Genomic DNA, 15,614 nt, shown 5'->3' with positions numbered 1-15,614 from the left:
AAGACAGCCATGCGCACACTGATGATCGAACCTTTGACCAAAGAAGCCTTCGCCCCCTTCGGAGACGTTATCGAAACCGACGGCAGCGACCACTTCATGATCAACAACGGGTCGACCATGCGCTTTCACAAACTGGCCACGGTCGAAACCGCGAAGCCGGAAGACCACGCCATCATCAGCATCTTCCGCGCCGACGCGCAGGACATGCCGCTGACTGTGTGCATGCTGGAGAGACACCCGCTGGGCAGCCAGGCTTTCATCCCGCTGCTCGGCAACCCCTTTCTGATCGTGGTCGCGCCACTTGGCGATGAACCTGTATCGGGCTTGGTCCGTGCCTTCGTCACCAACGGCAGGCAGGGCATTAATTACCATCGCGGCGTCTGGCACCACCCGGTGCTGACGATCGAAAAGCGGGATGACTTCCTGGTGGTTGATCGCAGTGGCACAGGCAATAACTGCGATGAGCATTTTTTCAAAGAGGATGAGCGGTTGATCCTCGCCCCCCACCAATAAGAGAAGGTCTGATCACCCGACAACAAGGGTGACAGGCGAGAGGTAAAGACTGTGGAAGCACATCTGTTGGAATGGCTGAACCTGAGCGTGCGCTGGGTTCACATGATCACTGGCGTCGCCTGGATCGGCGCTTCTTTCTACTTCGTCTGGCTGGAAAACAACCTTAATCGCGTCAACCCCAAGAACGGCCTGGCCGGCGACTTGTGGGCGATCCACGGTGGCGGTATCTACCACCTGGAAAAATACAAACTGGCCCCGCCGACCATGCCGGACAACCTGCACTGGTTCAAATGGGAAGCCTATTTCACCTGGATGTCGGGCGTGGCGCTGCTGTGCGTGGTGTTTTACCTCAACCCGACGCTGTACCTGCTCGCCCCCGGCAGCAGCCTCAGCGGCACCGAAGGCGTATTGCTGGGCATCGGCTCACTGTTCGCCGGCTGGTTCATCTACTCCTTCCTGTGCGACTCGGCCCTGGGCAAACGCCCTGCCCTGCTCGGCTTGATCCTGTTCGTGCTGTTGATTGCAGCGGCCTACGGCTTCAGCAAGGTGTTCAGCGGCCGCGGTGCGTATCTGCACGTGGGTGCGGTGATCGGCACGATCATGGTCGGTAACGTGTTCCGCATCATCATGCCGGCCCAACGTGCGCTGGTGGCGGCCATCGCCGAGAACCGCACGCCCGACCCGGCGCTGCCGGCCAAGGGCCTGCTGCGTTCACGCCACAACAACTACTTCACCTTGCCAGTGCTGTTCATCATGATCAGCAACCACTTCCCGAGCACCTATGGCAGCCAATACAACTGGCTGATCCTGGCCGGGATCGCGGTGGCGGCGGTGTTGGTGCGCCACTACTTCAACACCCGGCATGACAGCCAGAAGTATGCGTGGACCTTGCCCGTGGGCGCCTTGGCGATGATCAGCCTGGCCTACGTGACCGGGCCCAAGCCCGCTGAGCCGATTGCCAAGGCACCGGCTGCCATCGAGTACCAACCCCTGCCGGAAACCGCCTTGGGCGGTGGCTTGAAACCGGCCGCGCCTGCCGCACCCGCCGCTGAACCGGCACCGGCCCAGGCCACCACGGACTTCGGCCAGGTGCACCACGTGATCGAGCAACGCTGCACCGTGTGCCACTCGGCCAAGCCCACCAGCCCGCTATTCAGCACCGCTCCGGCTGGGGTGATGTTCGACACACCGGCGCAGATCCAGCAGCAAGCCGCGCGCATTCAAGCGCAGGCCGTGGCCAGCCAGATCATGCCACTGGGCAACATTACCCAGATGACCCAGCAGGAGCGGGATTTGATTGGCACCTGGATCAACCAGGGGGCGCGCACCAACTGACTGTTTCACACCGTTCCCATGTGGGAGCTGGCTTGCCTGCGATAGCGGCAGATCACCAACGCTTTCGGTGACTGACACACCGCCATCGCAGGCAAGCCAGCTCCCACAAGCGAGATCAGTGATGGCTTGAAGATTAAGTTTCATCCGGCAATTGAATGCCAAACAACACAAAAATAAAAAGATTCGAGGTGTTGCATGTCCCAGTTAGAAACGCAGACTCCTGCCGCGCCCGCCATGGTGCGGCTGCCCCTCTTGCAATTGATTCTGGTAGGCCTGCAACACGTCTTGCTGATGTACGGCGGTGCCGTCGCCGTGCCTCTGATCATTGGCCAGGCCGCCGGCCTGAGCCGTGAAGAAATCGCCTTTCTGATCAACGCCGACCTACTCGTAGCCGGTATTGCCACCATGGTGCAGTCGTTCGGTATCGGCCCGATGGGGATCCGCATGCCGGTGATGATGGGCGCCAGTTTTGCCGCCGTGGGCAGCATGGTCGCCATGGCCGGCATGCCCGGTATCGGTTTGCAGGGCATCTTCGGCGCGACCATCGCCGCCGGGTTCTTCGGCATGCTGATCGCGCCGTTCATGTCCAAGGTGGTGCGCTTTTTCCCACCGCTGGTGACCGGTACGGTGATCACGGCCATCGGCCTTTCGCTGTTTCCCGTGGCCGTGAACTGGGCCGGCGGAGGCAGCGCCGCCGCCACGTTTGGCTCGCCGGTCTACCTGGCGATTGCCGCCCTGGTACTGGCCACTATCTTGCTGATCAACCGCTTCATGCGCGGCTTCTGGGTGAACATCTCGGTGCTGATCGGCATGGGCCTGGGTTACGCGCTGTGTGGTGTGATCGGCATGGTCGACCTCAGCGGCCTGGCCCAGGCGCCGTGGGTGCAGGTGGTGACGCCGTTGCACTTTGGCATGCCCAAGTTCGAGTTGGCGCCGATCCTGTCGATGTGCCTGGTGGTGGTGATCATTTTTGTCGAGTCCACCGGCATGTTCCTCGCTCTGGGCAAGATCACTGGCCAGGAGGTCACGCCGAAGATGCTGCGGCGCGGCCTGCTGTGCGATGCCGGCGCGTCGTTCTTTGCCGGCTTCTTCAACACCTTTACCCACTCCTCCTTCGCCCAGAATATCGGCCTGGTGCAGATGACTGGCGTGCGCTGCCGCTCCGTCACGCTGATGGCCGGCGCGTTCTTGATCGTGCTGAGCCTGTTGCCCAAGGCGGCCTATCTGGTTGCGTCGATTCCGCCCGCAGTGCTCGGCGGCGCGGCGATTGCGATGTTCGGGATGGTGGCGGCGACCGGGATCAAGATCCTGCAGGAAGCCGACATCGCTGATCGGCGTAACCAGTTGCTGGTGGCGGTGAGCATCGGCATGGGCCTGATCCCCGTGGTGCGCCCGGAGTTCTTCGCACAGCTGCCGTTGTGGATGAGCCCGATTACCCACAGCGGCATCGCCATGGCGACCCTCAGCGCGTTGTCGCTGAACATTCTGTTCAACATCCTTGGTGGCGCTGAGCGCCCCGAAGTCGCCCATACGCATTGATTCCTTTGTTAGTACAAAAATAACAACAAACAGGGAACACCCACATGCACAACCTTGACATGGGGCCGGCCACACGCCGCGCCCCATTCTTGCCCCTCGCGCTCTGTTACAGCGCACTTGAGCCCAGGCCTGGGAGCCAGTATTCTCCGCGCCCGCTCGAATCGACTCAAAAAAAAACAGCGAATGTAAAAGCTGACCTCAAGGCCAACTTATCCCGGCCTGATGTTTGCTGCCAAAGTGCGCAAAAGCCCCCTGAATTCGACTGCATTCGCTGCAGCCGACGGGGATTTTTTGGCTTTTTGAACACCTTGGCGCAGCTCTTGCTAAAAGCATCAAAGCTGACCGAACAGACGATTTTTGCAGCGAACCAAAAGGCGCCACACCAGAGCGCCTGCGTAGAAGAAAAACCATAAAACTTTAACTCGGGAGCAACCGAATGAAACCTATGTTCAAAGGCCTGATGCTGGCAGGGTCGCTGTTGGCCGGTGGCCAAGCGGTGGCTGGTGACTTGTTGCAGTGGCAAAACAACAGCCTGACTTACCTGTGGGGCAAGAGCTTTACCGTCAACCCGCAGATCCAGCAAACCGTCACCTTCGAACATGCCGACGCGTGGAAGTATGGCGACAACTTCTTCTTCCTCGACCGTATCTTTTACAACGGCAAGGAAGACGGCAACGTCGGGCCCAACACTTACTACGGCGAGTTCAGCCCGCGCTTGTCCTTCGGCAAGATCCTGGACAAGGACCTGTCATTCGGCCCAATCAAGGATGTGTTGCTGGCCTTCACCTACGAGTTCGGCGAAGGCGATAACGAGTCCTACTTGCTGGGCCCGGCATTCGATTTGAACATCCCCGGTTTCGACTACTTCCAGTTGAACTTCTACCAGCGCCAGACCGAAGGCAATCGCCCAGGTGACGGCGTATGGCAGATCACCCCGGTGTGGTCTTACACGATTCCGGTGGGCAACTCCGACGTGTTGATCGACGGTTTCATGGACTGGGTAGTGGACAACGACAAGAACGCCCGTGGCACTTACCACGCCAACCTGCACTTCAACCCACAGGTCAAATACGACTTGGGCAAGGCGCTGCATTGGGGCGATAAGCAGTTGTATGTGGGTTTTGAGTACGACTACTGGAAGAACAAATACGGGATTGAAGACAGCGGCGCCTTCAAGACGACTCAGGACACAGCAAGCTTCCTGGTCAAGTACCACTTCTGACGGCCCTGTGTAGGAGCGAGCTTGCTCGCGAAAAACTCAAGATCACCGCGCTCATGCTGAATAAACGCGGCGTTCTCAGGTTCTTCGCGAGCAAGCTCGCTCCTACAGAGGTTCACGTCAGGCCGAGGAACCGGGTGATTTCTTCGCGCTTGGCCAGCGCATCCTTGCGCCCCAGCTCGATCAACTCGCTGCAATACCCCGCCTCGAACAGCAGATAACTCAACACCCCCGCCCCACTGGTCTTGGTCGCCCCAGGCCCTCGCAAAAACACACGCAGTGCCGCCGGCAACTCCTGGCGATGTCGCGCGGCGATTTCATCGATGGGCTGGCTGGGGGCAATCACCAGCACCTCTACCGGCGCCAGGCCCTGTACCGCCGCATCCGCAGGCACGACGCGGCTGAACTGGTTCAAGCGCTCCAGCAGCTCGATATCGCTTTCCAGGCTGTCAATGAACGTGCTGTTGAGCATGTGCCCGCCAATTTGCGCCAGGGTCGGTTGCTGGCCGGTGTAGGTGCGTTGCACCGACGGTTCATTGCCCCGTGGGTTGCCACTCACCCCCACCACCAACACGCGACTGGCACCCAGGTGCAAGGCCGGGCTGATGGGGGCGGACTGGCGCACCGCGCCATCGCCGAAGTACTCCTGGCCAAGCTTGACCGGGGCAAACAGCAGCGGAATCGCCGAACTGGCCAGCAGGTGCTCCACGGTCAATTGGGTGGGCACGCCGATACGCCGATGGCGCAACCAGGCATCGATGGTGCCGCCGCCCTGATAGAAGGTCACCGCTTGCCCGGACTCATAGCCAAACGCGGTCACCGCCACCGCCTGCAAATGCTGGCGACGGATCGCTTCGTCGATGCCGTCCAGGTTCAAGCGCTCCTGCAACAGCTCGCGCAGCGGTGAGCTGTTGAGCAATGCCACTGGCACCTGGCTACCCAGGCCCAACAGGCTATGGATCAGGAAACGACTGGCCTGGCGCATCACCCCCGGCCAGTCGCTGCGCAGCACCTGATGACTACGAAAGCCCTGCCAGAAGGCCGTCAGCCGTTGGATGGCCGCGGAAAAATCGCTGGCGCCACTGGCCATGCTCACCGCATTGATCGCACCAGCGGAGGTGCCGACGATCACCGGAAAAGGATTCGGTGCACCCACGGGCAGCAACTCGGCAATCGCCGCCAACACCCCCACCTGATACGCCGCGCGCGCTCCGCCGCCGGAAAGAATCAAACCTGTGACCGGTTCCGCTGGGCGCATTGCGTCACTCCATGTGAGAAGGGGTTGGGGTTATCGACGGCGCTTTTCGTACAACTTGGGCTCACCCGGTGGCCGGCTCTTGAACCGGCGGTGCGTCCACAGGTATTGCTCGGGGCATTCGCGCACCGAGGCTTCCACCCACTGGTTGATGCGCAGGCAGTCGACCTCGTCGGTTTCACCCGGGAAGTCGGTCAGCGGCGCATGGATCACCAGGCGGTAACCGCTGCCGTCAGCCAGGCGCTCCTGGGTAAACGGCACCACCAGCGCCTTGCCCAGGCGGGCGAACTTGCTGGTGGCGGTGACGGTGGCGGCCTGGATGCCGAACAGCGGCACGAAGATACTTTGCTTGGCGCCGTAGTCCTGGTCTGGCGCGTACCAGATGGCCCGGCCGGCGCGCAGCAGCTTGAGCATGCCGCGCACGTCGTCACGCTCCACGGCCAGGGAATCGAGGTTGTGGCGTTCGCGGCCACGGCGCTGGATAAAGTCGAACAACGGGTTGCCGTGTTCGCGGTACATGCCGTCAATGGTGTGCTTTTGCCCCAGCAGCGCCGCGCCGATTTCCAGGGTGGTGAAGTGCAGCGCCATGAGGATTACGCCCTTGCCTTCCAACTGCGCCTGCGTGAGGTGCTGCAGCCCTTCGACATGGGCCAGGCGCGCCAGGCGCGGCTTGGGCCACCACCAGCTCATGGCCATTTCAAAGAAGGCGATGCCGGTGGAAGCGAAGTTTTCCTTGAGCAGACGTTTGCGTTCCTTGGCAGATTTTTCCGGGAAGCACAGCTCGAGGTTGCGCGCCGCGATACGGCGACGATCACCGGCCACGCGGTACATGCCCGCGCCCAGCAGGCGACCAATGGTCAACAGCGCCCGATACGGCAATTGAGTGACCAGCCACAGCAGGCCGAGCCCCAGCCATAGCAGCCAAAAACGCGGGTGAAGAAATACAGCTCGAAAACGCGGGCGATCCATTACAGATTCCGGTAAAGACAAGGGCCGCGCATTCTACAACGGTTCGACTCGGCTTGCGGCGGGTGAGTGTTCTCGTTATAAGTCTCGACACTTTTCGTGACAAGCCGCTTTCGCCGACCATGAGCCAAACCGAACCGCTAGACCAAGATCCCGTGTTCCAGCTAAAAGGCAGCATGCTCGCCATTACCGTGCTGGAACTGGCCCGCAATGACCTCGACGCCCTGGACCGCCAACTGGCCGCCAAGGTCGCCCTGGCGCCGAACTTCTTCAACAACGCCCCGCTGGTGCTAGCGCTGGACAAGCTGCCGGCCGGCCAGGGCGTGATTGATTTGCCCGGGCTGATGCGCGTATGCCGCTCCCATGGCCTGCGTACACTGGCCATCCGCGCCAGCCGCATCGAAGACATTGCCGCCGCCATCGCCATTGAACTGCCAGTACTGCCACCGTCCGGCGCTCGCGAGCGTGCGCTGGAACCATCGGTCGGCGAAGAAAAGAAAAAACCGGAAAAACCGCCCGAGCCTACGATCAGGCCTACCAAGATCATCACCTCGCCGGTGCGCGGCGGGCAGCAGATTTACGCCCAGGGCGGCGACCTTGTGGTGGTCTCCTCGGTCAGCCCGGGGGCGGAACTTCTTGCCGATGGCAACATCCATGTATACGGCCCGATGCGCGGACGCGCCCTGGCCGGCATCAAGGGTGATACCAAGGCGCGTATTTTTTGCCAGCAGTTGACCGCTGAGCTGGTTTCCATCGCGGGTCAGTACAAGGTTTCCGAAGATTTGCGCCGCGATCCACTGTGGGGCGCTTCGGTACAGGTCAACCTGTCGGGCGATGTGTTGAACATCATCCGTCTTTAACGGATACTGCCGCATTTTCCAAGCATCTCTAGACTCTGATAGCAAAGCGAAACCGGCAAGACTTGTGTAGGACTTTTTTGAAGTTGGTGTTTTCCCATGGAAACCCCGGCTTTTTCCTGCAAAGGCTGTCCGCCTGCGGCGAGTTTCAAGAGATGTTTTTCAGGGACCGAAAGTCCTTTTTCCTTAGGGGTGAAACACCTTGGCCAAGATTCTCGTGGTTACATCCGGCAAGGGTGGTGTGGGTAAGACCACCACCAGCGCCGCTATCGGTACCGGCCTCGCTCTGCGCGGCCACAAGACAGTCATCGTCGACTTCGACGTCGGCCTGCGTAACCTTGACCTGATCATGGGCTGCGAGCGCCGCGTGGTGTATGACTTCGTCAACGTGGTGAACGGCGAAGCCAACCTGCAACAGGCCCTGATCAAGGACAAGCGCCTTGAGAACCTGTACGTGCTGGCCGCCAGCCAGACCCGTGACAAAGACGCGCTGACCAAAGAAGGCGTGGGCAAAGTCCTGGCCGAGCTGAAAGAAACCTTCGAATACGTAGTATGCGATTCGCCGGCCGGTATCGAAACCGGTGCTCACCTGGCGATGTACTTCGCCGACGAAGCCATCGTGGTCACCAACCCGGAAGTGTCCTCGGTACGTGACTCGGACCGCATGCTGGGCCTGTTGGCCAGCAAGTCCAAGCGCGCCGAAGAAGGCCAGGACCCGATCAAGGAGCACCTGCTGCTCACCCGCTACAACCCGGAGCGCGTCAACAACGGCGAAATGCTCGGTGTTGAAGACGTGAAGGAAATTCTCGCCGTGACCCTGCTGGGCGTGATTCCAGAATCCCAGGCCGTGCTCAAGGCATCCAACCAGGGCGTACCGGTGATTCTCGACGACCAGAGCGACGCCGGCCAGGCGTACAGCGATGCCGTGGATCGCTTGCTGGGCAAGACCGTGGAACACCGCTTCCTCGATGTCAAGAAGAAGGGATTCTTCGAGCGTATCTTTGGAGGCAACTAAACAATGAAATTTCTCGACTTCTTTCGCGCCAACAAAAAACCCAGTACCGCATCGGTCGCGAAAGAGCGTCTACAGATCATCGTGGCGCACGAACGCGGCCAACGCAGCACCCCGGACTACCTGCCAGCCTTGCAGAAGGAACTGGTCGAGGTGATCCGCAAGTACGTCAATATCGGCAACGATGACGTGCATGTCGCCCTGGAAAATGACGGCAGCTGCTCGATTCTGGAACTCAATATCACCCTGCCCGATCGTTGATCGAACGGGCGGTCGCCACGGCGGCTCTGCTACCTGGCCCCTGTACTGCTGTTGTAGGAGCGAGCTTGCTCGCGAAGAACTCAACGGCACCGCGTTCATTCAGGTGAAACGCGGTGCTCTGAGGTTCTTCGCGAGCAAGCTCGCTCCTACAGGGTGAGGGGGCAGTCAGTGGAGCCGCCGTTGGCGTTTGTTACGAGGCTGTTTAATGCCGCTGTCCAATATCCATATCCTGCATCAGGACGACGCTGTCCTGGTGGTGAACAAGCCCACCCTGCTGCTCTCGGTGCCTGGCCGCGCCGACGACAACAAGGACTGCCTGATCACCCGCCTGCAGGAAAACGGCTACCCCGAAGCCCGTATCGTCCATCGCCTGGACTGGGAAACCTCAGGGATCATCCTGTTGGCCCGGGACGCGGATACCCACCGCGAACTGTCCCGCCAGTTTCACGACCGCGAAACAGAAAAGGCCTACACCGCCCTGGCCTGGGGCCAACCGGCACTGGACAGCGGCAGCATCGACCTGCCCCTGCGCTACGACCCGCCGACCAAGCCCCGCCATGTGGTCGACCATGAGTTCGGCAAACATGCACTGACCTTCTGGAAAGTGCTGGAGCGTTGCGGCGACTGGTGCCGCGTGGAACTGACGCCCATCACCGGGCGCTCGCACCAGTTGCGCGTGCATATGTTGTCCATCGGGCATCCGTTGCTGGGTGATGGTTTGTACGCCCATGAACAAGCCCTGGCCGCCTGGCCGCGCCTGTGCCTGCATGCAAGCATGCTCAGCTTCACCCATCCGCAAAGCGGCGAGCGCCTGCGCTTCGAGTGCCCAGCCCCTTTTTGAAGGCACAGACGCTTACCTGTAGGAGCGAGCTTGCTCGCGAAGAACCTAAGAACACCGCGTACAACCCGAATGACTGCGGTGCCATTGAGTTTTTCGCGAGCAAGCTCGCTCCTACAATGAATCGGCGGGGCCAATACGGTAAACTCCGCGCATTGCTGTCTGGAGCTATTTATGCGCGAAGCGTTGAATCAAGGCCTGATCGACTTCCTCAAGGCCTCCCCTACTCCTTTTCATGCCACTGCCGCCCTGGCCCAGCGCCTGGAAGCGGCCGGTTACCAGCGTCTCGACGAGCGCGACACCTGGGCCACCGAGGCCAACGGTCGCTACTACGTGACCCGCAACGACTCCTCGATCATCGCCTTCAAGCTCGGCCGCCAATCGCCGCTGCAAGACGGTATCCGCATGGTCGGCGCCCACACCGACAGCCCGTGCCTGCGGGTCAAGCCCCAGCCGGAGCTGCAACGCCAGGGCTTCTGGCAACTGGGCGTGGAAGTCTACGGCGGCGCGCTGCTGGCGCCCTGGTTCGACCGCGACCTGTCCCTGGCCGGGCGTGTCACCTTCCGCCGCGATGGCAAGGTCGAGAGCCAACTGATCGACTTCAAGCTGCCGATCGCCATCATTCCCAACCTGGCCATTCACCTCAACCGTGAAGCCAACCAAGGCTGGGCGATCAATGCCCAGACCGAGCTGCCGCCGATCCTCGCGCAGTTTGCCGGTGACGAGCGCGTGGACTTTCGCGCCGTGCTCACCGAACAGTTGGCCCGCGAGCATGGGTTGAATGCCGATGTGGTGCTCGACTACGAGCTGAGTTTCTACGATACCCAGAATGCTGCCGTGATCGGCCTCAATGGCGACTTCATCGCCGGCGCGCGCCTGGACAACCTGCTGTCGTGCTACGCCGGTTTGCAGGCTTTGCTCACCAGCGACACCGATGAAACCTGCGTGCTGGTGTGCAACGACCACGAAGAAGTCGGTTCCTGCTCGGCCTGCGGTGCCGATGGCCCGATGCTGGAACAGACCCTGCGTCGCCTGTTGCCCGAAGGTGAAGAATTCGTACGCACCATTCAGAAATCCCTGCTGGTGTCGGCAGACAACGCCCACGGCGTGCACCCCAACTACGCCGAGAAACACGACGCCAACCACGGCCCGAAACTCAACGCCGGCCCGGTGATCAAGGTCAACAGCAACCAGCGCTACGCCACCAACAGCGAAACCGCCGGGTTCTTCCGCCACCTGTGCATGGCCCAGGAAGTGCCGGTGCAAAGCTTCGTGGTGCGCAGTGACATGGGCTGCGGCTCGACCATCGGCCCCATTACCGCCAGCCACCTGGGCGTGCGTACGGTGGACATCGGCTTGCCGACCTTTGCCATGCACTCGATCCGCGAGCTGTGCGGCAGCCATGACCTGGCGCATCTGGTCAAGGTGCTGGGGGCGTTTTACGCCAGCCGCGACTTGCCCTGAGACCGAGGCGCGCCCATCGCGGGCAAGCCCGCTCCCACACTTGAATGCATTCACAGATCAAATGTGGGAGCGGGCTTGCCCGCGATGGGTTTCCAAACAGACATAAAGCTATCTGACTCACATCAACTGCACTTCTGCCAATCCGGCCTAGACTTGTCAGAACTTCCAGTCCGACAAGGCCGCCCCCGCCATGATCTCCATGTCCTCCTTCCACGCCATGCTGATCCCTATCATGATCGGCATGATCATGCTCGCGGTCGGCTTCAACTTTCGTGACAAGCCCCTGGGCGTGTTCGGCATGTGGATTGGCATGCTGTTGATCCTCGGCACTGTGGTCTACAAGATCCTCGCCAAACTGGCGCAGTGACAAATGCGCTCGCATTGGGCATAGCGGCCTCGTACACTCGGTCAATTCGTCGTTTTCAAGGTTGACCGCCTCGTGTTCTCCCGTCTGTTTGCCCTGCCCTGCTACCTGCTGATCGCCCTGCTCACGCTGCTGCCGCTAACGTCCGCCCAAGCCGTAGGCTTGCCGGGGATGCTGGGCGGTTCCAGCAAGACCCAACCCCAGGCCGAAGTGCCCCTGGGGCAGTCGCTGGACGAAGTGATCAAGACCCTCGAAAACGACCAGCAACGCACCCAGTTGCTCAGCGACCTGAAGAAGCTGCGCGCCGCCACGCAAAAGGCCCAGCCCGCCGCCGAACTCGGGGTACTCGGGTTGATCGGCAGTACGTTGTCGGGCTTTGAGCAGCAGTTTTCCGGCGCCGACAGCCCGCTGGGGCGCTGGTCCAATGAAGTCGACCTGGCCAAGGATGAACTCGCCGCGCTGATGTTGCCGGCCAGCGAATGGCTGCCGATCATCTTCGGCTTTGCTGTGATTCTGGCCGTTTGGAGCCTGCTGGCCGCCGCGCTGATCTGGCTCAGCCACCGGGTGCGCGAGCGCTTCGGCCTGCCCGAAGAGCTGCCGCAGCATCCGCGCACCTGGGACATGCTGCGCTTCGCCCTGCGCAAGCTGGGCCCCTGGCTGATCGCCCTGGTGATCACGGTTTACCTGAGCTACGCCCTGCCCTCATCCCTGGGTAAATCCTTGGCCATGGTGCTGGCCTATGCCTTGGTAGTCGGCACCTGTTTCTCGGCAATCTGCGTGATTGCCTTCTCCGTACTCGACGGCCCGCACCGCCACCGCGCCTTGTATATCCTGCGCCACCAGGCGTTCCGCCCGCTGTGGTGGATCGGCAGTTTTGCCGCCTTCGGTGAAGCCTTGAGCGACCCGCGCCTGGTTGCCGCGCTCGGCCAGCATCTGGCCCACACCGCCGCGACCGTGGCCAATGTAATGGCGGCGTTGTCCACCGGGGTGTTTATCCTGCGTTTCCGCCGACCCATTGCGCACCTGATCCGCAACCAGCCGCTGTCGCGCCGACTGACCCGCCGCGCCCTCACCGATACTCTGTCGATCATCGGCACCTTCTGGTACATCCCGGCTCTTCTGCTGGTGGGCATCTCACTGTTCGCCACCTTCCTGTCGGCCGGCGACACCAGCACCGCCCTGCGCCAGTCGTTACTGTGCACGGTGCTGCTGGTGTTGTGCATGGTGATCAACGGCCTGGTGCGCCGCCACGCTCTCAAGCCGCAACGCGGGCACAAACGCCACGCGCTGTACTCCGAACGCCTCAAAGGCTTTGTCTACACCCTGGTGCACCTGGTGGTGTGGCTGGTATTTATCGAACTGGGGCTGCGGGTCTGGGGCCTGTCGATGATTCGCTTTACCGAAGGTGAAGGCCATGAAATAGCCGTGAAGCTGTTCGGCCTCGGTGGGACCTTGTTGTTCGCCTGGCTGATCTGGATCCTCAGCGACACGGCGATTCACCACGCCCTGACGCGTTCGCGCAAAGGCTTGGCCAACGCCCGTGCGCAGACCATGATGCCGTTGATCCGCAACGTGCTGTTCGTGACCATTTTCATCATCGCCGCCATCGTCGCCCTGGCCAATATGGGTATGAACGTCACGCCCCTGCTGGCCGGTGCGGGTGTGATCGGTATCGCCATCGGTTTTGGTGCGCAGTCGCTGGTGGCGGACTTGATCACCGGCCTGTTCATCATCATCGAAGACTCCCTGGCCATCGACGACTACGTGGATGTGGGCGGCCACCTCGGCACGGTGGAAGGCCTGACTATCCGTACCGTGCGCCTGCGCGATATCGACGGCATCGTGCACACCATCCCGTTCAGCGAAATCAAGAGCATCAAGAACTACTCCCGTGAGTTCGGCTACGCGATCTTCCGCGTGGCGATCCCCTACAACATGGAAATCGACGACGCGATCAAACTGATGCGCGAGGTCGGCCATGCCATGCGCAACGACCCGCTGCAACGCCGCAATATCTGGTCGCCGCTGGAGATCCAGGGCGTGGAAAGTTTCGAGTCCGGCAGCGCGATCCTGCGCGCACGCTTCAAGACCGCGCCGATCAAGCAGTGGGAAGTGTCGCGGGCATTCAACCTGTCGCTCAAGCGGCACCTGGATGAAGCCGGGCTTGACCTGGCGACGCCGCGCTTGAGCGTGCAGGTGCTGACCGCCGGCAGCGTGCAGGAGAAAGATCCACAACAATAGGCAAGGAGAGGTTGGTATGCGTATGAACGGTCTGACACACCAATGGGTTTTGGGGTTGCTCGGCGCGGTCGCAAGCAGCGCAGTGATCGCCGCCAACAGCGGCCAGGACAGTGCCCGGGAGGAAATTGCCGCCCAGGCGAAAATCCTCGAACCCAGCCTGTTGGAAACCCGCCGCGATATCCACGCCCACCCCGAACTGGGCAATACCGAAACCCGCACCGCCGAGCTGGTCGCCAAACAGTTGCGCGAACTCGGCCTTGAAGTGAAGACCGGGGTGGCCCGCACCGGCGTCGTCGCCATCTTGAAAGGCGCCCTGCCCGGCCCGACCGTGGCCCTGCGCGCCGACATGGATGCGCTGCCGGTCAAGGAAGTCGCCGACCTGCCCTTCGCCTCCAAAGCCAAGGGCACCTACCTGGGCAAGGAAGTCGACGTGATGCATGCCTGCGGCCACGACGCCCATACCGCTATCTTGCTGAGCACTGCGAAGATTCTTACCGGGATGCGCGAACGCCTGCCCGGCACCGTGGTGTTTTATTTCCAACCGGCGGAAGAAGGCCCCAGCGACTTTATCCCCGACGGCAAAAACACCTGGGGCGCGAAGATGATGGTGCAGGAAGGCGTGATGAAAGCGCCTAAGCCCGACGCGGTGTTCGGCCTGCATGTGTGGGCCGGTGTACCTGCCGGGCAAATCGCCTACCGCCCGGGCCCGACCCTGGCCAGCTCCGATGACCTGCGCATCAAAATCCTCGGCAAACAAACCCACGCCGGCCGCCCCTGGGACGGTATCGACCCGATCACCGTCGGCGCGCAAACCATTGTCGGCCTGCAGACTGTGGTCAGCCGCCGTACCGATATTTCGTCATTCCCCTCTGTGGTGAGCATCGGCACCATCAACGGCGGCACCCGCTACAACATCATCCCCGAGTCGGTGGACATGAGCGGCACCATTCGCTCCTACGACTACGGCATTCGCCAGAAGCTGCATGCAGACGTGCGTCAAACCGTAGAGAAAATCGCCGAAAGCGGTGGCGCCAAGGCCGAAGTGACGATCATCGAGAAGTACGACCCCACCATCAACAACCCGGCGCTGACCGAGAAGATGCTGCCGAGCCTGCGCTGGGCGGCTCAGGATGATGTGGTGCAAGGCCCGTTGGTGGGTGGCGCCGAAGACTTCTCGTTCTATGCCAAGGAGGCGCCGGGGCTGTTTGTGTTCCTGGGGGTGACCCCAAGGGACCAGGACATGAGCAAGGCGGCGCCGAATCACAACCCAGGGTTCTTTGTGGATGAGTCGGCGCTGGTGGTGGGCGTGAGGACACTGGCGTCGTTGGCGACGGATTACCTCTACACCCACACCCCCTTGTAGGAGCGAGCTTGCTCGCGAAAAACTTCAGAACGCCGCGTTTATTCAGGGTAAACGCGGCGTTCTTGCGTTCCTCGCGAGCAAGCTCGCTCCTACAGGGGGTATTGGGGTGAATCAGTTGGCGAGGGCCGCGCCATCCATTTTCTGGCGCAGGCTCAGCGGGCGCATGTCGGTCCACACTTCCTCGATGTAGGCCAGGCATTCTTTCTTCATGCCGCTCTTGCCCACGGTGCGCCAGCCTTCTGGCACGGCCTTGTAGTCGGGCCAGATCGAATACTGTTCTTCGTGGTTGACCACTACCTGAAAGAGGATGTCGTCGCGGTCAAATACTGAGGTCATTGCTGTTCTCCGTCGCTCAAAGGCTGGCTGCGCACCACGCGCAGCACTGAT

Annotated in this window: 16 protein-coding genes; 13 read left to right on the top strand and 3 right to left on the bottom strand. The window is 61.3% G+C overall.

Translation table 11 applies throughout. The annotated features are described in order from the left end of the window. Positions 1-9 precede the first annotated feature (9 nt). The 5 genes from PSH76_RS07410 to PSH76_RS07390 all read left to right on the top strand — a co-directional run bounded on the left by PSH76_RS07410 (position 10) and on the right by PSH76_RS07390 (position 4,609). Positions 10-513 (top strand): ureidoglycolate lyase, encoded by a 504-nt coding sequence (locus tag PSH76_RS07410; protein ID WP_003192823.1) that lies wholly within the window; start codon positions 10-12, stop codon positions 511-513. A gap of 51 nt (positions 514-564) precedes the next feature. Continuing rightward, the gene (locus tag PSH76_RS07405) at positions 565-1,848 is read left to right on the top strand and encodes a urate hydroxylase PuuD (protein ID WP_003192825.1); all 1,284 of its coding nucleotides are present in this window, start codon (positions 565-567) and stop codon (positions 1,846-1,848) included. Between the two features lie 195 nt (positions 1,849-2,043). Beyond that, a complete protein-coding gene (locus PSH76_RS07400; protein WP_032896003.1) occupies positions 2,044-3,387 on the top strand; it encodes a nucleobase:cation symporter-2 family protein in 1,344 nt (447 codons plus the stop codon). A 44-nt stretch (positions 3,388-3,431) separates the two neighbouring features. After that, entirely contained in the window at positions 3,432-3,800 is a 369-nt protein-coding gene (locus PSH76_RS07395; protein ID WP_156995572.1) for a hypothetical protein, read from the top strand. Between the two features lie 23 nt (positions 3,801-3,823). Then, on the top strand, positions 3,824-4,609 hold the full coding sequence (locus PSH76_RS07390; protein ID WP_003192827.1) for an outer membrane protein OmpK: 786 nt from the start codon (positions 3,824-3,826) through the stop codon (positions 4,607-4,609). Between the two features lie 112 nt (positions 4,610-4,721). Here the strand turns inward: PSH76_RS07390 and PSH76_RS07385 are convergent, their stop codons facing one another. Both PSH76_RS07385 and PSH76_RS07380 read right to left on the bottom strand, forming a co-directional pair. Next, entirely contained in the window at positions 4,722-5,864 is a 1,143-nt protein-coding gene (locus tag PSH76_RS07385; protein WP_305493816.1) for a patatin-like phospholipase family protein, read from the bottom strand. A 30-nt stretch (positions 5,865-5,894) separates the two neighbouring features. Beyond that, positions 5,895-6,830, bottom strand: coding sequence for a lipid A biosynthesis lauroyl acyltransferase (locus PSH76_RS07380; RefSeq protein ID WP_032896000.1), 936 nt, complete (start codon positions 6,828-6,830; stop codon positions 5,895-5,897). Positions 6,831-6,949: 119 nt separating this feature from the next. Here PSH76_RS07380 and minC point away from each other — a divergent pair, with 119 nt between their 5' ends. The 8 genes from minC to PSH76_RS07340 all read left to right on the top strand — a co-directional run bounded on the left by minC (position 6,950) and on the right by PSH76_RS07340 (position 15,227). Beyond that, positions 6,950-7,687, top strand: coding sequence for a septum site-determining protein MinC (minC, locus tag PSH76_RS07375; RefSeq protein ID WP_032895999.1), 738 nt, complete (start codon positions 6,950-6,952; stop codon positions 7,685-7,687). Between the two features lie 199 nt (positions 7,688-7,886). Further along, positions 7,887-8,699 (top strand): septum site-determining protein MinD, encoded by an 813-nt coding sequence (gene minD / locus PSH76_RS07370; RefSeq protein ID WP_003192835.1) that lies wholly within the window; start codon positions 7,887-7,889, stop codon positions 8,697-8,699. Between the two features lie 3 nt (positions 8,700-8,702). Then, positions 8,703-8,957, top strand: coding sequence for a cell division topological specificity factor MinE (minE, locus tag PSH76_RS07365; protein ID WP_003175252.1), 255 nt, complete (start codon positions 8,703-8,705; stop codon positions 8,955-8,957). A 205-nt stretch (positions 8,958-9,162) separates the two neighbouring features. Continuing rightward, positions 9,163-9,798: an RluA family pseudouridine synthase gene (locus PSH76_RS07360; protein WP_003192838.1), complete on the top strand. Its 636-nt coding sequence runs from the start codon at positions 9,163-9,165 to the stop codon at positions 9,796-9,798. A 171-nt stretch (positions 9,799-9,969) separates the two neighbouring features. Then, the gene (locus tag PSH76_RS07355; protein ID WP_138762444.1) at positions 9,970-11,259 is read left to right on the top strand and encodes a M18 family aminopeptidase; all 1,290 of its coding nucleotides are present in this window, start codon (positions 9,970-9,972) and stop codon (positions 11,257-11,259) included. A 190-nt stretch (positions 11,260-11,449) separates the two neighbouring features. Continuing rightward, a complete protein-coding gene (locus tag PSH76_RS07350; protein ID WP_186606815.1) occupies positions 11,450-11,626 on the top strand; it encodes a hypothetical protein in 177 nt (58 codons plus the stop codon). Between the two features lie 72 nt (positions 11,627-11,698). After that, positions 11,699-13,864, top strand: a complete 2,166-nt coding sequence (locus PSH76_RS07345) for a mechanosensitive ion channel family protein (RefSeq protein WP_305493815.1) — start codon at positions 11,699-11,701, stop codon at positions 13,862-13,864. Positions 13,865-13,880: 16 nt separating this feature from the next. Further along, positions 13,881-15,227, top strand: coding sequence for an amidohydrolase (locus PSH76_RS07340; RefSeq protein WP_305493814.1), 1,347 nt, complete (start codon positions 13,881-13,883; stop codon positions 15,225-15,227). 111 nt (positions 15,228-15,338) lie between these two features. Here PSH76_RS07340 and PSH76_RS07335 read toward each other — a convergent pair whose 3' ends face one another. Continuing rightward, positions 15,339-15,563 (bottom strand): MbtH family protein, encoded by a 225-nt coding sequence (locus tag PSH76_RS07335; protein ID WP_003192847.1) that lies wholly within the window; start codon positions 15,561-15,563, stop codon positions 15,339-15,341. Positions 15,564-15,614: the final 51 nt, after the last annotated feature.

The organism is Pseudomonas sp. FP215, assembly GCF_030687795.1.
GTDB classification, from domain to species: Bacteria; Pseudomonadota; Gammaproteobacteria; order Pseudomonadales; family Pseudomonadaceae; genus Aquipseudomonas; species Aquipseudomonas salmasensis.
Note: the sequence above shows the minus strand (reverse complement) of the source record. Positions and strands in the feature narration are given on the sequence as shown.